The 22,819-nt window shown below is 71.4% G+C and carries 23 protein-coding genes; 16 read left to right on the top strand and 7 right to left on the bottom strand.

Annotation, left to right across the window (positions count from 1 at the left end; all coding sequences use genetic code 11):
• The first annotated feature begins 12 nt into the window (after window positions 1-12).
• The 4 genes from SACE_RS30140 to SACE_RS40000 are packed head-to-tail and all read left to right on the top strand — an operon-like array spanning window position 13 to window position 1,509.
• The gene (locus SACE_RS30140) at window positions 13-504 is read left to right on the top strand and encodes a GNAT family N-acetyltransferase (protein WP_231849844.1); all 492 of its coding nucleotides are present in this window, start codon (window positions 13-15) and stop codon (window positions 502-504) included.
• 28 nt (window positions 505-532) lie between these two features.
• The gene (locus SACE_RS30135) at window positions 533-1,003 is read left to right on the top strand and encodes a GNAT family N-acetyltransferase (RefSeq protein WP_009948487.1); all 471 of its coding nucleotides are present in this window, start codon (window positions 533-535) and stop codon (window positions 1,001-1,003) included.
• Window positions 1,004-1,044: 41 nt separating this feature from the next.
• Window positions 1,045-1,290 carry a hypothetical protein gene (locus tag SACE_RS40005; protein WP_009948488.1) on the top strand — a complete coding sequence of 82 codons (246 nt, stop codon included), beginning with the start codon at window positions 1,045-1,047 and terminating at the stop codon, window positions 1,288-1,290.
• A complete protein-coding gene (locus SACE_RS40000; protein WP_308196738.1) occupies window positions 1,291-1,509 on the top strand; it encodes a GNAT family N-acetyltransferase in 219 nt (72 codons plus the stop codon).
• On the opposite strand, the gene SACE_RS30120 is transcribed toward SACE_RS40000, so the two are convergent.
• The gene (locus tag SACE_RS30120; protein WP_009948491.1) at window positions 1,506-2,078 is read right to left on the bottom strand and encodes a cob(I)yrinic acid a,c-diamide adenosyltransferase; all 573 of its coding nucleotides are present in this window, start codon (window positions 2,076-2,078) and stop codon (window positions 1,506-1,508) included. The two genes, SACE_RS40000 and SACE_RS30120, sit on opposite strands and share 4 nt — an antisense overlap.
• Window positions 2,079-2,228: 150 nt before the next feature.
• On the opposite strand from SACE_RS30120, the gene murA reads away from it, so the two are divergent.
• The 5 genes from murA (at window position 2,229) to ehuA (ending at window position 6,769) form a co-directional block, all read left to right on the top strand.
• Window positions 2,229-3,485, top strand: coding sequence for a UDP-N-acetylglucosamine 1-carboxyvinyltransferase (gene murA, locus SACE_RS30115; RefSeq protein WP_009948492.1), 1,257 nt, complete (start codon window positions 2,229-2,231; stop codon window positions 3,483-3,485).
• 153 nt (window positions 3,486-3,638) lie between these two features.
• Window positions 3,639-4,544 (top strand): ectoine/hydroxyectoine ABC transporter substrate-binding protein EhuB, encoded by a 906-nt coding sequence (gene ehuB, locus SACE_RS30110; protein WP_009948493.1) that lies wholly within the window; start codon window positions 3,639-3,641, stop codon window positions 4,542-4,544.
• A gap of 12 nt (window positions 4,545-4,556) precedes the next feature.
• Window positions 4,557-5,264, top strand: a complete 708-nt coding sequence (gene ehuC / locus SACE_RS30105) for an ectoine/hydroxyectoine ABC transporter permease subunit EhuC (RefSeq protein ID WP_009948494.1) — start codon at window positions 4,557-4,559, stop codon at window positions 5,262-5,264.
• Entirely contained in the window at window positions 5,261-5,923 is a 663-nt protein-coding gene (gene ehuD / locus SACE_RS30100; RefSeq protein ID WP_011874997.1) for an ectoine/hydroxyectoine ABC transporter permease subunit EhuD, read from the top strand. The genes ehuC and ehuD overlap by 4 nt, the downstream gene beginning before the upstream one ends.
• Window positions 5,924-5,950: 27 nt before the next feature.
• Complete coding sequence (gene ehuA, locus SACE_RS30095; RefSeq protein WP_009948496.1) at window positions 5,951-6,769, top strand: ectoine/hydroxyectoine ABC transporter ATP-binding protein EhuA; 819 nt, start codon at window positions 5,951-5,953, stop codon at window positions 6,767-6,769.
• Window positions 6,770-6,904: 135 nt separating this feature from the next.
• Here the strand turns inward: ehuA and SACE_RS30090 are convergent, their stop codons facing one another.
• From SACE_RS30090 to SACE_RS30075, 4 genes are read right to left on the bottom strand one after another with little or no spacing between them, the layout of a single operon-like run.
• Complete coding sequence (locus SACE_RS30090) at window positions 6,905-7,465, bottom strand: NUDIX domain-containing protein (RefSeq protein WP_009948497.1); 561 nt, start codon at window positions 7,463-7,465, stop codon at window positions 6,905-6,907.
• Between the two features lie 54 nt (window positions 7,466-7,519).
• On the bottom strand, window positions 7,520-8,359 hold the full coding sequence (locus SACE_RS30085) for a carbohydrate ABC transporter permease (protein WP_009948499.1): 840 nt from the start codon (window positions 8,357-8,359) through the stop codon (window positions 7,520-7,522).
• Window positions 8,356-9,234: a carbohydrate ABC transporter permease gene (locus SACE_RS30080; RefSeq protein WP_009948500.1), complete on the bottom strand. Its 879-nt coding sequence runs from the start codon at window positions 9,232-9,234 to the stop codon at window positions 8,356-8,358. The genes SACE_RS30085 and SACE_RS30080 overlap by 4 nt, the downstream gene beginning before the upstream one ends.
• Before the next feature lie 5 nt (window positions 9,235-9,239).
• Window positions 9,240-10,559, bottom strand: a complete 1,320-nt coding sequence (locus SACE_RS30075) for an extracellular solute-binding protein (protein WP_009948502.1) — start codon at window positions 10,557-10,559, stop codon at window positions 9,240-9,242.
• 163 nt (window positions 10,560-10,722) lie between these two features.
• On the opposite strand from SACE_RS30075, the gene SACE_RS30070 reads away from it, so the two are divergent.
• The 4 genes from SACE_RS30070 to SACE_RS30055 all read left to right on the top strand — a co-directional run bounded on the left by SACE_RS30070 (window position 10,723) and on the right by SACE_RS30055 (window position 15,466).
• A complete protein-coding gene (locus SACE_RS30070; protein ID WP_009948503.1) occupies window positions 10,723-11,757 on the top strand; it encodes a LacI family DNA-binding transcriptional regulator in 1,035 nt (344 codons plus the stop codon).
• An 18-nt stretch (window positions 11,758-11,775) separates the two neighbouring features.
• On the top strand, window positions 11,776-13,407 hold the full coding sequence (locus SACE_RS30065) for a glycoside hydrolase family 13 protein (protein WP_009948504.1): 1,632 nt from the start codon (window positions 11,776-11,778) through the stop codon (window positions 13,405-13,407).
• 497 nt (window positions 13,408-13,904) lie between these two features.
• Window positions 13,905-14,312 (top strand): YciI family protein, encoded by a 408-nt coding sequence (locus SACE_RS30060; protein ID WP_009948505.1) that lies wholly within the window; start codon window positions 13,905-13,907, stop codon window positions 14,310-14,312.
• A gap of 8 nt (window positions 14,313-14,320) precedes the next feature.
• Window positions 14,321-15,466, top strand: a complete 1,146-nt coding sequence (locus SACE_RS30055; protein ID WP_009948507.1) for an RNA polymerase sigma factor — start codon at window positions 14,321-14,323, stop codon at window positions 15,464-15,466.
• A 159-nt stretch (window positions 15,467-15,625) separates the two neighbouring features.
• On the opposite strand, the gene SACE_RS30050 is transcribed toward SACE_RS30055, so the two are convergent.
• Window positions 15,626-17,098, bottom strand: coding sequence for an amino acid permease (locus SACE_RS30050; RefSeq protein ID WP_009948508.1), 1,473 nt, complete (start codon window positions 17,096-17,098; stop codon window positions 15,626-15,628).
• 101 nt (window positions 17,099-17,199) lie between these two features.
• On the opposite strand from SACE_RS30050, the gene nucS reads away from it, so the two are divergent.
• Entirely contained in the window at window positions 17,200-17,859 is a 660-nt protein-coding gene (gene nucS, locus SACE_RS30045; RefSeq protein WP_009948509.1) for an endonuclease NucS, read from the top strand.
• Window positions 17,860-18,329: 470 nt separating this feature from the next.
• Here the strand turns inward: nucS and SACE_RS30040 are convergent, their stop codons facing one another.
• Window positions 18,330-19,118, bottom strand: a complete 789-nt coding sequence (locus SACE_RS30040; RefSeq protein ID WP_009948510.1) for an SDR family oxidoreductase — start codon at window positions 19,116-19,118, stop codon at window positions 18,330-18,332.
• Window positions 19,119-19,263: 145 nt separating this feature from the next.
• Here SACE_RS30040 and SACE_RS30035 point away from each other — a divergent pair, with 145 nt between their 5' ends.
• A complete protein-coding gene (locus SACE_RS30035) occupies window positions 19,264-19,812 on the top strand; it encodes a TetR/AcrR family transcriptional regulator (RefSeq protein WP_009948511.1) in 549 nt (182 codons plus the stop codon).
• 1,318 nt (window positions 19,813-21,130) lie between these two features.
• Window positions 21,131-22,813 (top strand): sodium:solute symporter family protein, encoded by a 1,683-nt coding sequence (locus SACE_RS30025; RefSeq protein WP_009944297.1) that lies wholly within the window; start codon window positions 21,131-21,133, stop codon window positions 22,811-22,813.
• Window positions 22,814-22,819: the final 6 nt, after the last annotated feature.

Raw genomic sequence — 22,819 nt, 5'->3', positions numbered from 1 at the left:
AGACTGGTCGGTGTGATTGACGCTTCCGGCCAGCAGACCCAGCCGTTCACGATCGACGCCGAGCCGATCGACAGCCCCGACGCCGAGCAGGTGCTCGCCCGCTACGTCGCCGAGCTCGGCGAGCGCTTCCCCGCGGGCTTCGACACCGGCCGCGCCGCACCGCCCGCACCCGGCGACTTCACTCCGCCGTCCGGGGTGTTCCTGGTCGTCAGGCTCGATGGTCGGGCCGTGGGCTGCGGAGCGCTGCGAACCGAGGCGGGCGAGGTGGGTGAGATCCGCCGCATGTGGATTTCGGGTGAGCTGCGCGGCAGGGGCGCCGGCCGCGCGCTGCTGGCGGAGCTCGAGCGCCGTGCCCGCGCGCTCGGGTGCCGCCGGGTCAGGCTCGACACCGCCGCCGAGCTGCACGAGGCCAGGAAGCTCTACGAGACGTCGGGCTACGTCGAGATCCCGGCCTACAACGACAACGAGTACGCCCGGCACTGGTTCGAAAAGACGTTGGAATGACTCCGTCGGCGGCGCCTAGGCTGGCCGGGTGCGGATCGAGATCGCCGGCTACCGGCACCCCGACGCCAAGCGCCTGATCGAGGACCTGCAGCAGGTCTACCTCGACCGGTACGGCGAGGAGGACCGCACGCCCGTCGATCCCGGCGACTTCGAGCCCCCGCGCGGCCTGTTCCTGCTCGGGTACCTGGAGGGCTGTGCGGTGGCCTCGGGCGGCTGGCGGGTGCTCGACAGCGGCCAGCCCGGTTTCCGCGACGGCGACGTGGAGCTGAAGCGGATGTACACCGCACCCGAGGTGCGGGGCCGCGGGCTGTCCCGGCTGATGCTGGCCGAGCTGGAGGCCAGGGCCGCGGTGGCCGGCCACCGGCGGATCGTGCTGGAGACCGGCACCCGCCAGCCGGAGGCGATCGGTCTCTACGCGTCGTCGGGGTACCGGGAGATCGAGAAGTTCGGCGTCTACCGGCACGATCCGGACAGCGTGTGCCTGGGCAAGACGATCTGAAAGCGCCGGAATTCGGTTGAGCGGCTTCTTGGTCTTCATGGGTGCGCATCGAGATCGCCTCCTACGACCACCCCGAAGCGACCGCGCTGATCGACGCGCTGCAACGGGTGTACGCCGCCCGCTACGGCGAGGGTGACGCCACCCCGACCGACCCGGCCGAGTTCCGGCCGCCGAGGGGCCTGTTCCTCCTCGGCTACCTCGACGGACGTGCGGTCGCGTCGGGCGGGTGGCGTGCGTTCAGCAGCGCCGAGCCCGGGTACCGGGACGGCGATGCCGAGCGGATGTAGATCGCCCCGCGGGCGCGGGGGCGCGGGCTGTCGCGGCGGATGCTCGCGGAGCTGGAGGACTCGGTCGCGGCGGCCGGTGGCAGGCGGGTCGTCCTGCAGACCGCGACCGGGCAGCAGGCGGCGATCGGGCTCCGCACGTCCGCCGGCTACCGCCGGGTCGCCAACTTCGGGCCCTACCGGGAATACCCGGACTGCGTCTGCTTCGCCAGGCCGCTCTAGGCGTTGCCGCCCGGCTTCCACAGCACGTCGCCCTCCGGGTTGGCCACCCGCGCGAGGATGAACAGCAGATCCGAGAGGCGGTTGAGGTACTTGGCGGGCAGCACGCTCGTGCGGTCGGGATCGGCCTCGACCAGGGCCCACGACGCCCGCTCCGCGCGCCTGGCCACGCAGCGGGCCTGGTGCAGCAGGGCGGCGCCGGGCGTGCCGCCGGGCAGGATGAACGAGTCGAGCTTGCCCAGCCGCTCGTTGTAGCTGTCGCACCAGCCCTCCAGCCGCTCGACGTAGCTCTCGGTGATGCGCAGCGGCGGGTACGCCGGTGCCTCGACGACCGGCGTGGAGAGGTCCGCGCCGACGTCGAACAGGTCGTTCTGCACCGCCCGCAGCACCTCGGCGACGTCGGGGGAGAAGGGCGCGGTGGCCAGCGCCACGCCGAGCACCGAGTTCGTCTCGTCCACGTCGGCGTAGGCGATCAGGCGCGGGTCGGTCTTGCTGACCAGCGAGTTGTCCGACAACCGCGTCCGTCCGCCGTCACCGGCCCGGGTGTAGATCTTCGTGAGGTGGACTGCCATGTCCACAGCCTATGCGGCAACGGGCGGGCAGCGGGGCCCGCGAGAGCCGGCGACGCTCGCGGGCGCCCGTGCGGGAGCGGTTTCCGCGGCCGGGCCCCACGGCCGCCCCGCTCCGCGGCGGGGCGGAGCGTGGCCGTAACCTGGCTGCTCGTGAGTGAGCACTTCCGTGTGCACGGCGGAGCGCGCCTCGTCGGCGAGGTGGACGTGGTCGGGGCCAAGAACAGCGTGCTGAAGCTGATGGCGGCGGCCCTGCTGGCCGAGGGCACCACGACGATCACCAACTGCCCCGAGATCCTCGACGTCCCGCTGATGGGCGACGTGCTGCGCAGCCTCGGCTGCGAGGTCGTGATCGACGGCGGTACGGCGACCATCACGACCCCCGCCGAGATCAGCCACGAGGCGATCTCGCCCTCGATGGGCAAGCTCCGTGCGTCGGTGTGCGTGCTCGGCCCGCTGGTCGCCCGCTGCCGCCGCGCGGTGGTGACGCTGCCCGGCGGTGACGCGATCGGCTCCCGGCCGCTGGACATGCACCAGAACGGCCTGCGCCAGCTCGGAGCCACCAGCCACATCGAGCACGGCGCGGTGGTCGCCGAGGCCGAGAACCTGCACGGCGCGCAGATCTGGCTGGACTTCCCCAGCGTGGGCGCGACCGAGAACATCCTGATGGCCTCGGTGCTGGCCGAGGGCACCACGGTGATCGACAACGCCGCCCGCGAGCCGGAGATCGTCGACCTCTGCGTGATGTTGCAGCAGATGGGCGCCAAGATCGAGGGCGCGGGCACCTCCACGCTGACCGTGCACGGGGTCAGCTCGCTCAAGGCCGTGGAGCACCGCGTGATCGGCGACCGCATCGTGGGCGCCACCTGGGCGTTCGCCGCCGCGGCCACGCGCGGTGACATCAGGGTCACCGGTGTGGACCCGCGGCACGTGAACCTGGTGCTGGAGAAGCTGCGCAGCGCGGGCGCCGAGGTGACCACCGACGAGCAGGGCTTCCGCGTGGTGATGGGCGAGCGCCCGGCGGCCGTCGACTACGTCACGCTGCCCTACCCGGGCTTCCCGACCGACCTGCAGCCGATGGCTTTGGCGCTGTCGGCGGTGGCCGACGGCACGTCGATGATCACCGAGAACCTGTTCGAGTCGCGGTTCCGGTTCATCGAGGAGCTGGTCCGGATGGGCGCCGACGCGCGCACCGACGGCCACCACGCGGTCGTGCGCGGCCTGGACCGGCTCTCGAGCGCCCCGGTGTGGGCCTCCGACATCCGCGCCGGGGTGGGGCTGGTGCTGGCCGGGCTGTGCGCCGACGGCGTCACCGAGGTGTGGGACGTCTTCCACATCGACCGGGGCTACCCGAACTTCGTGGAGAACCTGCGCGGCCTGGGCGCGGAAATCGAACGAGTGAGCGCCTGAGCCTCCTTCCACGCCGGGACTCGCCCGGCGGGTGACGCAGGGTGCGGGGGCCGCTCGGGTCGCGCTGGGCCGAGCGGAGTAGTACACCTACGTTCAGTGAACGGGTCACATCGACCGGTGTGATCCCGCCACCGGACGAGGGAGGCCGCTCCGGTGCGTGCAGCGACTCTCGACAGACGGAACTTCCTGCTGGGGGCAGCCGGAGGCGCGCTCGCCGTGGTGGCCGCCACGGCGTGCTCCCGCGTGGGGCTGGGCGCCGAGCCCGACGGCGGCACGCTCCTGGAACGCCTGCGCGAGCGCGGCGAGGTGCGGGTCGGGTTCGCCAACGAGTCGCCCTACGGTTTCATCAACTCCGAAGCGGAGCTGACCGGCGAGTCGCCGGAGGTCGCCAGGGTGATCTACCAGCGCCTGGGGGTGGAGCGGCTGGTCCCGATCCCCTCGGAGTTCGGCGCGTTGATCTCGGGGCTCAAGGTCGGGTTGTTCGACATGATCGGGGCCGGGATGTCGGTGACGCCGAGCCGCTGCGAGGAGGTCCTGTTCACCAACCCCCACTTCATCGCGCCTGCGGCGTTCCTGGTGCCGGCGGGCAACCCGCAGGGCATCCGGACCTTCGAGGACGTCGCGGCCAAGCCCGACTTCCGGCTGGGCGTGCTGATCGGCGCGGTGGAGGCCGACTACGCCGAGGCGTCGGGCGTGCCCGCGAGCCGCATCACCCCCTATGCCGACCAGCCCAGCGGCCTTGACGCGGTGCTGACCGACCGGGTCGACGGCTTCGCGCTGACCACCATCTCGCTCAAGGACGCGCTCTCCAAGCGCCAGGACGCGCCGCTGGAGATCACGCCGGGGTTCGTGCCGATCGTCCAGGGGCGGCCCGAGTACACCGCGGGGGCCTTCGCGTTCCTGCCGGACCAGACCAACATCGTCAACGCCTTCAACCAGCAGCTCGCCGAGCTCAAGGCCAGCGGCGAGCTGCTGCGGATCATGGCGCCGTTCGGCTTCTCGCAGGAGGAGATGACCAACCTCACCAGCGCCGAGCTGTGCAGCGCCCCGGCGAGCTGAGAGGGGGAGGCGATGCTGTCCGCGGCTCTGATCGGCAGGCTCCTCGAGGGAGCGCTCTACACGATCTACCTGACCCTGGGCGGGGCGGCCCTCGGCCTGGTCTTCGCGTTCGCGGCCGGACTGGCGCGCGGGGCGAGGTCCAGGGTGCTGCGCGGGATCGGCTTCGTCTACATCGAGTTCTTCCGCGGCGCGGCTGTCATCGTCCTCGCGTTCTGGTTCGTCTACGCGCTGCCTTCGCTGGGCTGGCAGCTGGAGCCGCTGTGGGCGGGCATCCTGGCGCTTTCGCTCAACATCGGCGCCTACGGCGCGGAGGTGGTGCGCGGCGCTATCAGGGCGGTGCCGCAGGCGCAGGTCGAGGCCGCCACCGCGCTGAACATGACCGGCTGGCAGCGGATGCGGCGGGTGGTGCTGCCGCAGGCGTTCGTGGCGATGGTGCCGCCGTTCACCAACAACCTCATCGAGCTGCTGAAGGCGTCGGCGGTCGTGTCGGTGGTGTCGATCCCGGAGCTGACGTTGCAGGGCCAGCTGGTGCGCAACGGCACGCAGGCGTCGGCGGCGACCTTCGGCGGGCTGCTCATCGGCTACGGGCTGATCGCGCTGGTGTTCGTCGGGCTGATGCGGATCGTGGAGTTCCGCGCGGCGGCCTCGGTCGGACGACGGCCTGAACCCGGCCTCTTCACCAGGATGTGGCGGCAGGCGGGAGCGGGGGCGAAACCGTGAAGTGGGACTGGGACTACGCGGCCGAGATCTTCCCGATGCTGCTCGGCGCGCTGTGGACGGCCATCCAGGCCGCGGTGCTCGGCTACCTGCTCGCGCTGGTGCTCGGGCTGGTCATCGCGCTGCTGCGCCGCAGCCGCGTGCTCTGGATCAGCGTGCCGGTCGGCCTGGTCGTGGAGTTCGTCCGCAGCACCCCGCTGATCGTGCAGCTCTTCTTCCTGTTCTTCGTGCTGCCCGAGGTCGGGATCCAGATGTCGCCGCTGCTGACCGGGGTGGTCGGTCTGGGGCTGCACTACGCGACCTACGTCGCCGAGGTGTACCGCGCGGGTATCGACGGGGTGCCCGCGGGGCAGTGGGAGGCGGCGACCGCCCTGAACCTGCCGACCCGCCGGGTGTGGACCGACGTCATCCTGCCGCAGGCGATCCCGCGTTCCATCCCGGCGCTGGGCAACTACCTGATCGCCCTGTTCAAGGACGTGCCGCAACTGGTGGCGATCACCGTCCTGGAGCCCTTCACCGTGGCGAGGGAGGTCACGGCGGACACCTTCCGCCCGTTCGAGGCGATCACCCTGGCCGGGTTGCTCTACCTCGCCGTCACGCTGGTCATGTCCTACCTGGGCCGGTTGGCGGAGCGGCGGTTCGGCGAAGTGCGGGCGGTGTGAGCACCGCGCCGGGACCGGGAGGAGACCATGACGCAATCGACCAGCTCGCCCGAGCCGACGACGACCGGCCCGCGGGCCGAGTTCATCCGGTTCGACGAGATCAGCAAGCGGTTCGGCGACAACGTGGTGCTCGACGACCTGTCGTTCTCGGTCGGTGAGGGCCAGCGCGTGACGCTCATCGGTCCGAGCGGTTCGGGCAAGACAACCATCCTGCGGATGCTGATGACGCTGACCCGGCCGGACTCCGGCACGATCGCGGTCGGCGGGGAGTACCTGTTCCACGAGCAGCGCGACGGCGGACTCGTACCCGCGAGCGAGGCGCACGTCCGCCGCGTCCGCGGCCGCATCACGATGGTCTTCCAGCAGTACAACCTGTTCCCGAACATGCGGGTGCTGCGCAACGTCACCGAGGCGCCGATCCACGTGCTCGGCCGGTCCAGGGAGCAGGCCGAGCAGCGGGGCCGGGAGCTGCTGGACATGGTGGGGCTGGGCGAGAAGCTCGACTCCTACCCGTCACAGCTCTCCGGTGGCCAGCAGCAGCGGGTGGCCATCGCGCGGGCGCTGGCGATGGACCCCGACGTCCTGCTGCTGGACGAGATCACCTCCGCGCTCGACCCGGAGCTGGCCGCCGAGGTGCTCGACGTGTTGCGCGACGTCGCCCGCACCAGTGACATCACCATGCTCGTCGTGACGCACGCGATGAAGTTCGCCAGGGACGTCTCGGACAAGGTGCTGATGTTCGACGGCGGCAAGATCATCGAGGCGAAGGCGCCCGCGGAGCTGTTCGAGTCACCCGAGCACGAGCGGACCCGCAGCTTCCTGCGCTCGGTCATCGACGAAGCCTGAGCGCCCGGCAGCCGGGCCGTCGGCGCGCCGTGCCGCTGCGGGCCGACGGCTGCCGCGGCGCGGCGAGCGTGCGCTCGGAAGCGCCGCGGCTGCCCTCGGCGTGCGGGTCACCCTGCCCGCGCGGCCTCCGGCTGCTCAGTCGCCCGGGGCGGGCGCGGGCGCGGCCACGCCCCGCTCGTGCAGCAGCAGGAGGCTGTAGGCGGCGATCGACTGGGCGTCGGTGACCTCGCCGCTGGTGATCATGCGCTCGAACTCGGCGCGGGTGAACCATGCCGAGCGCATGTCCTGCTCCTCCTGCTCGCGTTCGTGCTCGCCCTCGCTGATGCCGGTGGCCAGGAAGACCCGTCCGCGCTGGCTGGACATCCCGGCCGCCACGTCGAGCACGCCCAGCTCCAGCAGCTCGGCCGCCCGCAGGCCGGTCTCCTCGCGCAGCTCGCGCGCGGCCAGCTCGGTGGGCTCGACATCGACCCGGTCCGGTGCGGTGCCCTGCGGGAACTCCCAGCGCCGCATGCCCAGCGGGTAGCGGAACTGCTCGACGAGCTGCACCCGGTCCCCGTCGAGCGCGATGACCAGCGAGTAGTCGGGCTTGTCGATCACGCCGTAGATGCCGGCCGAGCCGTCGCCGCGGCGGACGGAGTCCTCCCGCACCGTCATCCAGGCGTTCGCGTAAACCTCGCGGCTGTTCGTGGTCTGCATGGGGCCATCCTGCCTGGGGCCCTCCGCGGCGACGCACACGGCGCGTGCCCTCCGTCAGCCCTTCACCGCGCCGCTGGCGAGGCCGGAGACGACGGAGCGGCGGAAGACCAGCACCAGGATCGCGATCGGCGCGGTCGCCGAGACCGCGGCGGCGAAGATGGTGCCGTGCGGCACCTCGAAGGAGCTGCCGAACAGCGAGATGCCGACCGGGATGGTGCGGTAGTCGTTCTGCGAGTTGAACGTCAGCGCCATCAGGAACTCGGTCCAGGTGGCGGTGAAGGTGAAGATCGCCGCGGTGAGGATCCCCGGCCGCACCACCGGTACGACGATCTGCAGCACCGTGCGGGTAGGACTCGCGCCGTCGACCGTGGCGGCGTCCTCCAGCGCGGTGGGCACGCCGAGCATGTAGTTGCGCATGATCCAGATCGCCAGGGGCAGGTTGAACGCGACGTAGGGGATGATCAGCCCGAGGTGCGAGTTGAGCAGCCCGAGCTGGCGTTCCACCAGGTACAGCGGGGTGACCACGGCGATGGCGGGGAACACCGAGATCATCAGCAGCGCGATCATCAACGGCCGTCTGCCGCGCATGGGCAGCCTGGCCAGCGCGTAGCCGGCGAAGGTCGCCAGCGACACCACGACCACGGTCGACACGACGCTGACGACGAGGCTGTTGACCAGGTAGCCGCCGAAGCCGTTGCCGGCGAACGCCTGGACGTAGTTGTCCACGGTCGGGTCCGACGGCCACGGCGTCGGCGGGGTGGCGCCCAGCTCGGCGCCGCCCTTCAGCGAGTTGACCACCATCCAGTACAGCGGTGCCGCGGTGGCCACGACGAGCACCAGCGCGCCGAGGTTGACCAGGTTGAAGATGCGGCGTGCGCCGCGTCTGCGCGTCATGCGAGGTCCTCCTTGCCGACCTGGGCGCGGAACGCCTTGAGGAACAGCAGGCAGCCGCCGATCACCAGCAACCCGGTGCTGGTGGCGATCGCCGCTCCCGGCCCGATGTGCAGGTCCTGGAACAGGGTCTTGTAGCCGAGGATCGCCAGCGACTGCGTCGCGGTCCCCGGCCCGCCGGTGGTGAGCACGAACGGCAGGTCGAACACCCCGAACGCCTGCAGGATGCGGAACAGCACCGCGACCGCCAGCGTCGACTTCAGCTGCGGCAGCGTGACCCGCCAGAACGTCGTCCACGCGTTCGCGCCGTCGATCTCGGCGGACTCGTAGACCTCGCGGGAGAGCATCACCAGACCGGCCAGCACGATGATCGTGACGAACGGCGTGGTCTTCCAGATGTCGGCGACCATCATGCCGGTGATCGCCGGGACCGGGGTGCCGAGGATGATCGGCGCCGTGCCGAACAGCGCCTCCAGCAGCCACGTCGCCACCCCGTAGGTGGAGTTGTAGATGAAGGCCCAGAGCTGCGCGGAGATCACCGTGATCATCGACCACGGGATGAGCAGCAGCGCCAGCACCCACCCGCGCGCCGCGCCGAGCCGTTCCAGCACCAGTGCGGCCAGCACGCCCAGCACCAGCTCGATGGTGACGGTGACGACCGTGTAGAAGAACGTGAACAGCACGGCGTAGTGCCACTCCGACGACTGGAACAGCGCCACGTAGTTGTCCAGCGTCAGCTCCTCGACCCGGAACCCGCCGTAGGTGACGCGGACCCGGGTGAAGCTGAGGACGACGGAGAACAGGATCGGGAAGATCGTCACCGCGACCACCACGATCAGCGCCGGTGCGGTGTAGAGCCAGCCCAGGCGGGCGCGCATGGCGTTCAAAGGACCACCCCGCTCAGCGCGAAGTCGATCTCCGAGGAGACCTTGGCCAGCACGGCGCCGGGGTCGGAGGAACCGGCGACGACCGGGTTGATGTTGCTGTAGACGGCCTCGCTGACCTGCGGGTAGTACGGCGTGCGGGTCGGCCGGGGCGCGAGGTCGACTTCCGGGACCATCCGCAGCACCGGGTTGTCGTTCTGGCGGATGCGTGGGTCGTTGACCGCGGTGAGCGACGCGGGGAGCTGGGTGCTGCGCATGCCGAGGATGAGCTGCGCGTCCACACCGGACATCCACCTGGCGAACGCGACCGCGGCCCCGAGCTGTTCGGTGTGCGGGTTGACGAAGTTGTGCCATCCGCCCACTGTGGACACCCGCGAGCGCGTCGCGCCGTCGAAAGTCGGCCGGAAGGTCGCGCCGATACGCCCGCTCACCTGCGAGTCGGAGGGGTCCTGCGCGGTTCCCCACGCGTACGCCCAGTTGCGCAGGAACGCCGCCTGCCCGCCGGTGAAGGTGGTGAGCGACTCCTGCTCGCTGAACGTCGCGACCGACCGCGGTGAGACACCGGTGCCGACCAGCTCCTCGACGAACCCCAGCGCCCGCCTGCCCGCCGCGGAGTCCAGCGTCGCGCGGCTGTAGTCCGGAGCCACCAGCTCGCCGCCGGCGTCGGCGACGAACTCGGCGACGTTGCAGGTCAGGGTCTCGGACGGGGCCGCCTGCCAGCTCAGGCCGTAGCGGACGTCGCCGGTGGCGGTCAGGGCGCGTGCGGCCCGGGTGAGCTCCTCCCACGTGCGGGGCACCGCGATGCCGTGCTTGGCCAGCAGGTCCGCCCGGTAGTAGAGGAAGGACTCCGACAGGTACAGCGGGAACGCCCAGCGCCGGTCCTCGTAGGTCAGCGACGTCACCACCGGTTCGGCGAAGTCGTCCCAGAAGCCGGGTTCCACCAGCGTGTCCAGCGGTGTGGCCAGCGAGTTGTGGGCGAACTGGGCCGGCCAGACGCAGTCGCCCAGGTAGACGTCGGGGCGCGGTGCGCCGCTGGCGATCTGGGTGGTCAGGGTGGCGCGCTGCACGTCGGTGGTCGGCGGCGCCTGCGCGATCCGGACGGTGATGTTGGGGTGCGCGGCCCGGAAGGCGTCCACGAGGACCTGGCGCAGGTCCGAGCCGTCGTTGGACTTGAGCTTCTGGCTGAGCCATTCGATGGTGACCGGACGGGTGGGCGGTTCGGCGCTCTTGCCCGCCAGCGGGTCGGTCTCGGCCCGGCCGCACCCGGCGACCGCGAGACCGGCCGCGCCGGCGAGCAGGGATCGGCGTGACAGCTGCATGGGCGGCCTCCTCGACGACTCCGTGCAGTGGACGAAAACGCTTGCACCGGTTCCCCCGAAGAGTCAACAGCGGGCGGAAAACTGCCAGATCCACCTGCTGTTTCGTTATGGAAGCCGAATGGCAGCGTTGCCATAACCACCTGCCGGTCGCTAGCGTTCAGGCATGGCCGCTGCCAGTCCGCACTCCCGGATGAGCGATGTCGCCGACCGGGCGGGAGTCTCCCTGTCCACGGTGTCGCGCGCGCTGCGCGGAGCACCCGGCGTCGCGCCGGAGGTGCGGGAGCGGGTGCAGCGAGCCGCCGCGGAGCTCTCCTACGTGGTGTCGCGCAACGCGTCAGGGCTCGTGACCGGTGCGACGGGGCGGGTCGCGGTGCTGGTGCCGTTCCTGCAGCCGTGGTTCTTCGGGGTGGCGCTGGCGGGTATCGGGACGCGTCTGCGGCAGGCGGACCTGGACATGCTCGTCTACCAGGTCGGCGACATGCGGGGCGTGGAGGAGTACCTGGGCGAGCTGCCGTTGCGGCGCAACGTCGACGCGGTCATCGCGCTGTCGCTGGACCTCGACGAGCGCGAGATCGCCGTGCTCGACGAGGTCGGGGTGCCCGTCGTCTTCGTCAGCCAGCGGATACCGGAGCGCGCCAGCGTCTTCATCGACAACGCCGCCGCGGCCAGGTCGGCCACCCGGCACCTGCTCAACCTCGGGCACACCTCGATCGCCTTCGTGCAGTCGGCCGACAGCACCGGCTTCGAGTGGAGCTCGGCGGAGCGGGTCAACGGCTACCGCGAGGCCATGGCCGAGGCGGGCGTGCGGCCGCAGGTGCTGGTGGGGGAGTCCGGGCCCCGCGGCGGGGCGCTCGCGGCCGGTGAGCTGCTGTCGCGGGCCGAGCCGCCCACCGCGATCTTCGCCGAGTCCGACGACGTGGCGATGGGTGTGCTGCGGGTGCTCCAGCGCAGCGGTCTGGCGGTTCCGGAGGTGATGTCGGTGCTCGGCTTCGACAATCACGACATGGCCGAGTTGCTGGACCTGAGCACCGTCGCCCAGCCGGTCTCGGAGATGGGTGCCGTCGCCGCGCGGCTGGCCGTCGAGGCCGTCGCGGACCCGGCGGCGGTGCCGCACGTGGAGCTGGCCACGAACCTGCTGGTCCGCGGCTCCACCGCAGGCCCGCGAGCCGCGTCGCGGCTCGTCGGCGGGAACGAGTAGCGAGGACAAGAGGAGCTCATGAGCCGGAACTGGTGGCGCAACGCAGTCATCTACCAGATCTACCCGCGCAGCTTCGTCGACTCCGATGGCAACGGCATCGGTGACCTGGCCGGGATCACCTCGAGGATGGACTACCTGGCGGGGCTGGGCGTAGACGCCGTGTGGCTTTCGCCGTTCTACCCCTCGCCGTGGGCGGACGGCGGCTACGACGTGGCCGACTACCGCGACGTGGACCCGAGCCTGGGCACCCTGGAGGACTTCGACCGGCTCGTCGCCGCCGCGCACGAGCGGGACATCCGGGTGCTGATCGACATCGTGCCCAACCACACCTCCGACCAGCACGAGTGGTTCAGGCAGGCGCTGGCCTCCCCGGCGGGCTCGCCGGAGCGCGACCGCTACGTGTTCCGCGACGGCAAGGGGCACGCCGGCGAGCACCCGCCGAGCAACTGGGAGTCCCGCTTCGGCGGCCCGGCCTGGACCCGGCTGCCCGACGGCCAGTGGTACATGCACCTGTTCGCCAAGGAGCAGCCCGACCTGAACTGGGACAACCCGGACGTCCGGGCCGAGTTCCTCGACATCCTCCGCTTCTGGTCGCGGCGCGGCGTCGACGGCTTCCGCATCGACGTGGCGGCGGCGCTGGTCAAGGACATGAGCGAGCCGCTGCGCGACGTCGTCGGCGGCGAGGGCACCACCGGTCTCGACGACTTGGCCGCCAACCCGGACCACCCGTTCCTCGACAGGCCCGAGGTCCACGACGTCTACCGGGAGTGGAACAAGGTGTTCCACGAGTTCGACCCGCCGCGCATCGGTGTCGCCGAGGCGTGGGTGCAGAACGAGCGCCGCGTCCGCTACACCCGCACCGACGAGCTGCAGCAGGCGTTCAACTTCGAGTTCCTGCGCGTGCGCTGGGACGCCCCGGAGTACCGCCGGGTCGTGCAGGAGTCGATCTCGGGCGCGAAGTCCGTGGGCACCGTGGCCACCTGGGTGATGTCCAACCACGACGTCGTGCGCCACGTCTCCGCCCTGGGACTGCCCGCAGAGACCGACCTGCGGGTCTGGCTCTCCACCCACGGCACCCACCCGGCCCCCGACCTCGAACTGGGCACCAGGCGGGCCCGCGCGGCGGTGCTGTTCACCCTCGGCCTCCCGGGCTCGGCCTACGTCTACCAGGGCGAGGAGCTGGGCCTGCCCGAGGTCGCCGACCTGCCGGTGGAGGTGCTCGAGGACCCGAAGTACGAGCGGACCAACCACAAGGAGAAGGGCCGCGACGGCTGCCGCGTACCGCTGCCGTGGACCCGCGACGGCGTCTCGGCGGGCTTCAGCACCGAACCCGGCTGGCTGCCCCAGCCCGAAGGCTGGGGTGAGCGGTCGGTGGAGGCCCAGGAGGGCGACGAGGAGTCGATGCTGGAGCTCTACCGCACGGCCCTGCGGCTGCGCCGCGAGTTCGCCGCGGACGAGAGCTTCGAGTGGGAGCCCACCCACAACACCGGCGACGTCCTGGCCTTCCGCCGGGCGGACAACATCCTCGTCCTGGTCAACACCGGCAGCGAGGCCGTACCACTACCCGTGGGCGAGGTCGTGCTCTCCAGCATCAAGCTCGACGGCGACACCCTCCCAGGCAACTCCGCCGTCTGGCTCCGAGTGGGCTGACACGCAACACCACTACCGCCACCCGCCCCACCGCAGGATGCCTCGAAAACCCGCTCATCCCGGAGACCTGCCGGGGGATGCTGGGGGCGGCGAGCGCCCCAGAGACCCCGTTCCCAGCGCAAGCCGCAGGGCCAGGGTGGGTGCGTCGAAAACTTGCGCGCCCCCGCGTCGAAGGTGCCCCGCAAGGCCAGGGCGGGTGCGTCGAAAGCCCCCCGCGCCCCCGCCCCTTCAGCAAGCCGCAAGGCCAAGGTGACCACCTCGAAGCCCTCGCGCCCCCGCGCCGAAGGTGCCCCGCAAGGCCAGGGCGGGTGCGTCGAAAGCCCCCCGCGCCCCCGCTCCCAAGGCGCCCCGTCAGCCCAAGCCGCCACCCACCCCCGCCCCCGGCCCCAAAAAATCCCCAAAAAATCCCGACCGCCGATGTCGAGAACCCGTGTCCGGCTCCGTCCCCGGGGTGAACGCGCCCAGAATGGGTCGCACCAGCACCGAGGAGAACCACGATGGCCAAGTACCTGCTTCTCAAGCACTACCGCGGCGCTCCGGCTGCGGTGAACGACGTGCCGATGGACCAGTGGTCGCCGGAGGAGGTCTCTGCGCACATGCAGTACATGCGCGACTTCGCGGCCCGGCTCGAGGGGACCGGCGAGTTCGTCGACGGTCAGGCGCTCGCGCCCGAGGGGGCGTGGGTCCGGTACGACGGTGAGGGTCGCCCGCCGGTCACCGACGGCCCGTTCGCCGAGACCAAGGATCTCATCGCCGGCTGGATGATCATCGACGTCGACAGCTACGAGCGCGCCGTCGAGCTGGCCGGGGAGCTGTCGGCCGCCCCGGGGGCGGGCGGGAAGCCGATCCACGAGTGGTTGGAGGTGCGGCCGTTCCTGACCGCGCCGCCCACCATCACGGAGTGACGTCCCAGATGGACGAGGCCCTGATCCGGAGCCTCACGCCGAGCGTGCTCGCGATCCTCGTCCGCCGCGGAGCCGACTTCGCGGCGGCCGAGGACGCCGTGCAGGACGCGCTGGTCGAGGCGGTCCGCGTCTGGCCCGCCGACCCGCCGCGGGACCCGAAGGGCTGGCTGGTCACCGTGGCCTGGCGCCGGTTCCTCGACGAGACCCGGTCCGACGCCGCCCGCCGTCGGCGTGAGGACCTCGTCGAGGAGGAGCCGGAGGCCGGGCCCGCGCCCGCGGTGGACGACACGCTCCAGCTCTACTTCCTGTGCGCGCACCCGTCGCTGACGCCGTCGTCGGCGGTCGCGCTCACGCTGCGCGCCGTCGGCGGGCTGACCACCCTCCAGATCGCCCAGGCGTACCTGGTGCCCGAGGCGACCATGGCGCAGCGCATCAGCCGGGCCAAGCGCACCGTCTCCGGCGTGCGGTTCGACCAGCCCGGCGACGTCGCCACCGTGCTGCGCGTCCTGTACCTGGTCTTCAACGAGGGCTACTCCGGCGACGTCGACCTCGCCGCCGAGGCCATCCGGCTCACCCGGCAGCTCGCGGCCGCGATCGACCACCCCGAAGTGTCGGGGCTGCTCGCCCTGATGCTGCTCCACCACGCCCGGCGCGCCGCCCGCACCGCGCACGACGGGAGCCTGGTGCCGCTCGCCGAGCAGGACCGCGGCCGGTGGGACACCGAGTCGATCGCCGAGGGCGTCGAGATCCTGCAGGCGGCCCTCGCCCGCGACCGGCTGGGCGAGTTCCAGGCCCAGGCCGCGATCGCGGCACTCCACGCCGACGCGCCCACCGCCGAGGAGACCGACTGGGTGCAGATCGTCGAGTGGTACGACGAGCTCGCGCGCCTGACCGACAGCCCGATCGTCCGGCTCAACCGCGCGGTGGCCGTGGGCGAGGCCGATGGACCGCGCGCCGGCCTGGCGGCGCTCGCCGCGCTGGACGCCTCACTGCCCCGCCACGCCGCGGTGGCGGCGTACCTCCACGAGCGCGACGGCGACCTGGCGACGGCGGCACGGCTGTACGCCGAGGCGGCCCGAAAGGCACCCAACATCGCCGAGCGCGACCACCTGACGCGCCAGGCCGCCCGGCTCAACTCCCGCCGCGGCCGCTGACCACTCGCTGGGGGTGACCGCTCCGCGTCCCCGCCGGAAAGCCTCCGAGCGGACCGCCCCCGCACCGCCACCGTCGCAGTACTGGTCCCGGCCGTCGCCGTTGCCGTCGGCGCCGACGCCGTGCGAGTTCCCGTCCCCGCCGCCGTCCCGGTCGCGGTTCTAGTTCCCAGCCCCGCTGTCGTTCTCGTTCCCGTCCTCGCCCGCGACACCGCCACCGCTGCCGCTACCGACCCCGACACCGGCGCCGTTCAGCTTCGACCGCCGGATTCCGTAGGCGAAGTAGACGATGAGGCCGAGCGCCGACCAGATGCCGAACGTGATCCACGTGATCCAGTCCAGGCCGGTGATCAGGTACACGCACAGCGCCAGTCCGAGCAGCGGTACCAGCGGCATGAGGGGCGTCCGGAAGCTGCGCTCCAGCTCGGGGCGGGTGCGCCGCAGGATCAGCACCCCGATGTTGACCAGCCCGAAGGCGACGAGGGTGCCGATGCTGGTGGCTTCCGCGAGCTGGTTGAGCGGCACGACGGCGGCCAGCACCGCCACCACGACGCCGACCAGCAGGGTGTTGCGGGCGGGCACCGCGCGCCGGTTGACCTTCGCCAGCATCGGCGGCATGAGCCCGTCGCGGGACATCGACACGAGGATGCGCGTCTGCCCGTAGAGCACCGTCAGCACCACCGACGCGATGGCGATGACCGCTCCGAGGGCGAGCACGACCGACGGCCAGCCCTGGCCGGTGACGACCTGCAGCGCCGTCGCCAGGGAGGCGTCGGAGTCACCGAGGACCTGCGTGCCGACCGCTCCGACCGCCGCGAAGGCGACGAGCACGTAGATCGCGGTGACGATGGCCAGCGAAAGCATGATCGCGCGGGGCAGGTCGCGCCTTGGGTTGCGCGCTTCCTCTCCCGCCGTCGACGCCGCGTCGAAGCCGATGAAGGAGAAGAAGACCGCCGAGGCGCCCGCCGAGATGCCCGCGAAGCCGGCGGGCGCGAACGGCGTCATGTTGTCCGAGTTGAACGCGGTGATCGCCACGGCCACGAAGAAGACCAGCACCGCGATCTTGAGCAGGGTGGTGACGGTGGTGACCCGTCCGCTCTCGCGCACGTTCATCAGCAGCACGCTCATCGCCAGCAGGACCACCAGGGCCGCCGGGACGTTGACCACGCCGCCTTCGCCGGGTGGCGCGGCCAGCGCGTCGGGGATGCGCATCCCGATCGTGCCCTGCAGGAACTCGTTGAGGTAGCCGCCCCAGCCGACCGCCACCGCCGCGACCGACACGCCGTACTCCAGCAGCAGGCACCAGCCGCAGATCCAGGCGACCAGCTCGCCGAGGGTCGCGTAGGTGTAGGAGTAGGCCGAGCCGGAGACCGGCACGCTGCCCGCGAGCTCGGCGTAGGACAGCGCGGAGCACAGGGCGGCGAGCCCGGCCAGCACGAACGACACGACCACCGCGGGCCCGGCCGCAGGGGCCGCTTCGGCGAGCACCACGAAGATGCCGGTGCCGAGGGTGGCGCCCACCGACAGCGCCACCAGCGGCACCAGGCCGAGCGTGCGGTGGAGCTGGGTGTGCGAGCCCTCGTCGGCGAGTTGCTCGGCTGGTTTGACCCGTAGCAGGCTTCGAGCGAACGACACGAGGGCGAACGGTAGCTCACTCCTTGGGATGACCCGGGCGCAGCCTCGGCTGCGGGCGTCCCCGATCGGGGGCGGAGATCGCCGTCCGTACCCTGTGCCGGGTGCGTCTTGTCATTGCCCGTTGCCAGGTCGACTACGTGGGGCGCCTCACCGCCCACCTCCCGATGGCGCAGCGCCTGCTGCTGGTCAAGGCCGACGGTTCGGTGTCCGTGCACTCCGACGACCGCGCCTACAAACCGCTGAACTGGATGAGTCCGCCGTGCTGGCTGATCGAGGACCCGGGGGTCTGGACCGTCCAGAACAAGGCGGGGGAGAAGCTGGTGATCTCCATCGAGGAGGTCCTGCACGACTCCAAGCACGAGCTGGGGGTGGAGCCCGGGCTGGTCAAGGACGGTGTCGAGGCGCACCTGCAGGAGCTGCTCGCCGAGCACGTCACCACCCTCGGCGACGGCTGGTCGCTGGTGCGGCGCGAGTACCCGACCGCGATCGGGCCGGTGGACCTGATGTGCCGCGACGCCGAAGGGGCGAGCGTGGCGGTGGAGATCAAGCGGCGGGGCGAGATCGACGGCGTGGAGCAGCTCACCAGATACCTGGAGCTGCTCAACCGCGACCCGCTGCTCTCGCCGGTGACCGGTGTCTTCGCCGCGCAGCAGATCAAGCCGCAGGCGCGAACGCTCGCCGAGGACCGGGGCATCCGCTGCGTCGTTCTCGACTACGACAAGCTCCGCGGCATCGAACCCGACGAATTCCGCCTCTTCTGACGCCTGCCGCCCCGACGACGGGCGGCAGGCAGCGGCGGTCCACACCCGCCCGCTGCGGGCAGTCGCCGCCCCGCCTTCGCTGACGCGTCCGCGGGAGGTCGCTGCGTTCTGTCCGCGATGTGCCTCGCTGACGTGCCTGCGGGAGGCCTTGCGCCCGGCCCGCGATACGCCCCGCCCTCGCTGACGCGCCTGCGGACACCCGCCGCCCGGTTCGCGGGACACACACCCCGCTGCCCTGCCCGCGGGACGCCACTGCACCCGGTCCGCGAGGAGTCTCGCCCGTCCGCGAGAAACACCGCCGCCCCCGCCCGCGAGATGCCCCGCCGCGAGGTGCCCCGCCGCCCCGCCCGTTAGACACCCCAGCGCCCCGCCGCGAGGTGCCGCACCGCCGCGTCCCGCTGGCGCCGCACCGCCCCGAACACTGCCGCGTCTGTCCGCCCGCGGGGTGCCTCGCCACCTCGACGTCGCCCTCACACCACCTTGAGGGTGTTGCCGTCGATCACGTGGTCCGCGCCGAGGATGCTCGGCGCGTGGGGTGAGGCCAGGAAGGTCACCAGCGCGGCCACCTCGTCGGGTTCGACGAAGCGGCCCGTGCTCACGCCCGTCGCGTCGGGGAGTCCGGCCAGGAGCTGCTCCTGGGTGATCTTCATCGACTCCGCGAGCCGCGCCCCGTAGCCGTCCGGGGCCTCCCACATCGCGGTGCGCGCCGCGCCCGGCGAGACGGTGTTGACGCGCACGCCGCGCGGGCCGACCTCCTCCGCGAGGGCCTTGCCGAACGCGGTGAGCGCCGCTTTCGCCGTCGTGTAGGCGATCGGCCCGGAGTGCGGCATGCGCGCGCCGATGGACGAGATGTTGATGACCGCGCCCCTGCGCCGCAGGAGCCCGGGCAGCGCCGCACGGGTGGTGCGGACGGCGCTGAAGAAGTTCACGTCGAACAGGTGCTGCCAGTGCTCGTCGGCGACGTCCAGGAAGCCCCCGACGATGCCGCCACCGCTCACGCCGCCGGCATCACCACCGCCGACGTTGTTGACAAGGAGATCGACGTCCCCGGCCTGTTCGACGAGGGCCTGCGGGCCGTCCGGGGTGGCCAGGTCGGCGCGAACGATCCGCGCTCCGGTCGCTTCCAGTTCCGGGCTGTTGGTGCGCGCTCCGGCGAGCACTGCCATGCCTTCGGCGGTCAGCGCGCGGACGATCGCCAGCCCGATGCCGCGGCTCGCCCCGGTGACCACGGCGGTCCTGCCGTTGAGGTGCATGTCCATGGGACCGGCCTTTCAAAGTTGCGTCGAAGGTGTCGCCGACAACGCTAGAGATGCGACACTAATGACGCAACTAGGTTTTTAATTGAGACATTGCGGTACTCTTCGGTCCGGCGTCGGCGTGAAGGGAGGCGTGGTGAGCCGAGCGATGCGAGCCGATTCGGAGCGGACCGCGCTGGCGATCCTGGAGGCCGCCGAGCGCGTGCTGGTGCGGAACCCGGCCGCGACGATGGCGCAGGTCGCGGAAGCGGCGGGGGTCGCCAGGACGACGGTCCACCGGCGGTTCGCCAGCCGCGAGGCGCTGGTCGAGGCCATGTCGGCCTGGGCGGCCCGGCGGTTCGCCGCCGCGGTCGAGGAGGCGCGGTCCGACACCACGCCTCCGCTGGTCGCGCTCTACCAGGTCACCGCGAACGTGCTCCGCGTCAAGATCGGGTGGGGTTTCGCGATGAGCCGGATGAACTCGGCCGACCCGGAGGTGGAGCGGATCCACGCCGACGTGCGCGAGAAGTGCCTGCGCCTGTTCCGGCGGGCGCAGGAGGACGGCGTGCTGCGCGCGGACGCCGATCCGGAGTGGGCTCGCCGCGTGTACTACGCGCTGATCCACGAGGCCGCCGAGCAAGGGCGCGACGACGGCGACACCGACGTGCTGGCGACCCGGGTCGTGGACACCCTGCTCCGAGGTGTGGGCACGGGCTGAACCCGCGCCGGGTGGCAGTTCCGAGCGCGCTCAGCGGCGGTGGCGGTGGTGTGCGCGGAACGCGCCACCGCAGGCCCGGGGACTCGGAACCGCGGGCGGCGCGAGGTGGCCGGTGATCAGGGCGCTCGCATAGCGCAGCAACCCGACCTGGGCCGCCGTCGGTTCCGCGCTCGGCTCACGGGCCGAATCCGCTTGCCTCCGCTGCTGATCGTGACCCGCGGGCAGCCGCGTTCTTCCGGTCGACGATTCCGCCGAAGTCTCCGGCGAGCCGGCGTCTGCTGAACCAGCGTCCGCCGAACCAGCGCCTGCCGCGCCGGATCTGCCCGGCGCGCTCGCAGAATCCCTCGCCCCCGCCGTCTTTCGAGTCTCCACTGCCCTCGACGCCGTGCGGACTTCCGCCGTTCGCGCTCGCTGCGGCGAGTTACGCGTCTGCGCCGTCGTGTCCGTCTCCCGCGACGAGGACGTTCCCGCTGCCGCCGAGCCCCGCTCCGAAGGCACCGCTGGCGTGCCCGAGTCCCGCTCGGCCGACGCCCCCGGCGCGTCCGAGCCGACGTCCGGCCGCTCCGCCGACGGCCGTGAGTCCCGGCCCGACCGCTGCCGCGGCACCCGGGGGAACCACCACCCCGGCGGCCGCTGCGCCTCGCCCGGCTCCGCCGGCTCGGCCGCGCCCGCGCGCCCCGCCGCTTCGCGTCCGCTCGCGCGCCCCGCCGCTTCGCGTCCGCTCGCGCGCCCCGCCGCTTCGCGTCCGCTCGCGCGCCCCGCCGCGTCGGTGGCTTCCGCCGCCTTCCCCGTCGCGTCGGCTGCCTCCGGCGGCTCCGCCGCTCCGGCTGCCGCCTCCGCCGCTGACGCCCGCGGGGTCCGGCGGAGGCGCTGCTCCGGCACCGCTGCGGGTGGTCCTTCGAGGCCGGCGATGATCGCCAGGTCGATCCGGGCGTTCACAGTTCCCCCTCGGTCACCGCGAGTGTGCTGGTGTACCCGTACCGTCACGCTACGCCCCGGTTTTCCGTTGTGGGGAGCCGACATTCCGGCAATCACTCGCATGGCCGCCGGGGCTGCCGGAGCCCTCCGCGTGTTCGACGGTGTCGCGTTGTGTTGGGCGTTGCGCCGGACTCGCCGCCGCTCACCCGAGCGGCCGGACGTTACCGAGCTGTACTGCGAATTCGGCTACCCAGCGGAGTCGCCCGGATCGATTTAGTGTCAGGATCCAACGAAATGATATCGGGCCGGTGTGACTGATCCCACTGTGCGGTACTGTCCGGCTGCTGCCGCAAGAGTGGTGATTATCGTTTGACTTTGTTGGGTCTGGAGGTGGGGTAGCGTGCAGGTGCTGGCCCAGGTAGAGCTGCGGCTCGACGCGAGCGCCGTGGATTACGTGCTGCTTGCGATCTACTTCGTGTTCGTGCTCGGAATCGGCTATCTCGCGCGTCGCTCGGTCTCCACCAGCCTGGACTTCTTCCTGTCCGGGCGGGCGTTGCCGGCGTGGGTGACCGGTCTGGCGTTCATCGCGGCCAACCTCGGCGCGATCGAGATCATCGGCATGTCGGCCAACGGCGCCGAGTACGGCATGCCGACCATGCACTACTTCTGGATCGGCGCCGTTCCGGCGATGCTGTTCCTCGGCATCGTGATGATGCCGTTCTACTACGGATCGAAGGTCCGCAGCGTTCCCGAGTTCATGCTGCGGCGTTTCGGCAAACCCGCGCACCTGGTCAACGGCATCAGCTTCGCGGTCGCGCAGGTGCTGATCGCCGGTGTGAACCTCTACCTGCTGGCCAGCATCGTCAACGTGCTGCTGGGCTGGCCGCTGTGGGTCTCGGTGCTGATCGCGGCCGCGATCGTGCTCTCCTACACCGCGCTGGGCGGGCTGTCGGCGGCGATCTACAACGAGGTGCTGCAGTTCTTCGTGATCGTCGCGGCGCTGCTGCCGCTGACCATCGTCGGCCTGACCAAGGTCGGCGGCTGGGAGGGCCTGGTCGCCAAGGTCAGCGCGAGCCCCGGCGGTGCCGAGCAGCTCACCGCGTGGCCCGGCAACGAGCTGACCGGTTTCACCAACAGCTTCCTCAGCGTCGTCGGGCTGGTGTTCGGCCTGGGCTTCGTGCTCTCGTTCGGCTACTGGACGACGAACTTCGTCGAGGTGCAGCGCGCGATGGCGTCCAAGAGCATGTCGGCCGCGCAGCGCACGCCGATCATCGGCGCGTTCCCCAAGATGTTCATCCCGTTCCTGGTGATCATCCCGGGCATGATCGCGGCGGTGCTGGTCCCGGACCTCTCGGCCTACAAGGCCACCGGTGCGGGCGCCGTGGACTACAACGACGCGCTGCTGCTGCTGATGCGCGACCTGCTGCCCAACGGTCTGCTCGGCATCGCGCTGGCCGGTCTGCTCGCCTCGTTCATGGCCGGTATGGCGGCGAACCTGAGCTCGTTCAACACGGTCTTCACCTACGACCTGTGGCAGGCCTACATCGTCAAGGACAAGCCTGACCACTACTACCTGAACATGGGCCGGTGGGTGACCGTCGGAGCGACGGTGGTCGCGGTGGGCACCGCGTTCATCGCCGCCGGCTACGAGAACCTGATGGACTACCTGCAGCAGCTGTTCTCGTTCTTCAACGCGCCGCTGTTCGCCACGTTCATCCTGGGCATGTTCTGGAAGCGGATGACGCCCACCGCCGGTTGGCTGGGCCTGGTGCTGGGCACGCTGGCGGCGGTGACGGTGTTCGGGCTGTCCGAGGGCGGCGTGCTCGACCTGCCGGGCCAGGGCGCGAGCTTCGTGGGCGCCGGTGCGGCGTTCGTCGTCGACATCGTGGTCAGCGTGCTGGTCAGCATGGCGACCCGGCCGAAGGCCGACACCGAGCTGGTGGGGCTGGTGTACTCGCTGACCCCGAAGGAGTCCCGCACGGCCTCCACCAGCGGTGAGGACGCCGGCTGGTACCGCAGGCCGGGTCTGCTCGCCGGGATCGTGCTGGTGATCACCGTGCTGCTCAACATCATCTTCGGCTGACAGGAG

Origin of the sequence: Saccharopolyspora erythraea NRRL 2338, from assembly GCF_000062885.1 — a bacterium.
GTDB lineage: Bacteria > Actinomycetota > Actinomycetes > Mycobacteriales > Pseudonocardiaceae > Saccharopolyspora_D > Saccharopolyspora_D erythraea.
This window is presented reverse-complemented; position numbering and strand designations above follow the sequence as displayed.

Bases quoted from the DNA above. Each gene is read 5' to 3' on its own strand.
- SACE_RS30120 (WP_009948491.1), bottom strand. From the start codon at position 2,078: ATGGCAGTCCACCTCACGAAGATCTACACCCGGGCCGGTGACGGCGGA.
- SACE_RS30040 (WP_009948510.1), bottom strand. From the start codon at position 19,118: ATGGACATGCACCTCAACGGCAGGACCGCCGTGGTCACCGGGGCGAGC.
- SACE_RS30075 (WP_009948502.1), bottom strand. From the start codon at position 10,559: ATGCAGCTGTCACGCCGATCCCTGCTCGCCGGCGCGGCCGGTCTCGCG.
- ehuA (WP_009948496.1), top strand. From the start codon at position 5,951: ATGACGCAATCGACCAGCTCGCCCGAGCCGACGACGACCGGCCCGCGG.
- SACE_RS30055 (WP_009948507.1), top strand. From the start codon at position 14,321: ATGGACGAGGCCCTGATCCGGAGCCTCACGCCGAGCGTGCTCGCGATC.
- SACE_RS30035 (WP_009948511.1), top strand. From the start codon at position 19,264: ATGCGAGCCGATTCGGAGCGGACCGCGCTGGCGATCCTGGAGGCCGCC.
- SACE_RS30085 (WP_009948499.1), bottom strand. From the start codon at position 8,359: ATGACGCGCAGACGCGGCGCACGCCGCATCTTCAACCTGGTCAACCTC.
- SACE_RS30060 (WP_009948505.1), top strand. From the start codon at position 13,905: ATGGCCAAGTACCTGCTTCTCAAGCACTACCGCGGCGCTCCGGCTGCG.
- SACE_RS30070 (WP_009948503.1), top strand. From the start codon at position 10,723: ATGGCCGCTGCCAGTCCGCACTCCCGGATGAGCGATGTCGCCGACCGG.
- SACE_RS30080 (WP_009948500.1), bottom strand. From the start codon at position 9,234: ATGCGCGCCCGCCTGGGCTGGCTCTACACCGCACCGGCGCTGATCGTG.
- ehuC (WP_009948494.1), top strand. From the start codon at position 4,557: ATGCTGTCCGCGGCTCTGATCGGCAGGCTCCTCGAGGGAGCGCTCTAC.
- SACE_RS30090 (WP_009948497.1), bottom strand. From the start codon at position 7,465: ATGCAGACCACGAACAGCCGCGAGGTTTACGCGAACGCCTGGATGACG.
- SACE_RS30065 (WP_009948504.1), top strand. From the start codon at position 11,776: ATGAGCCGGAACTGGTGGCGCAACGCAGTCATCTACCAGATCTACCCG.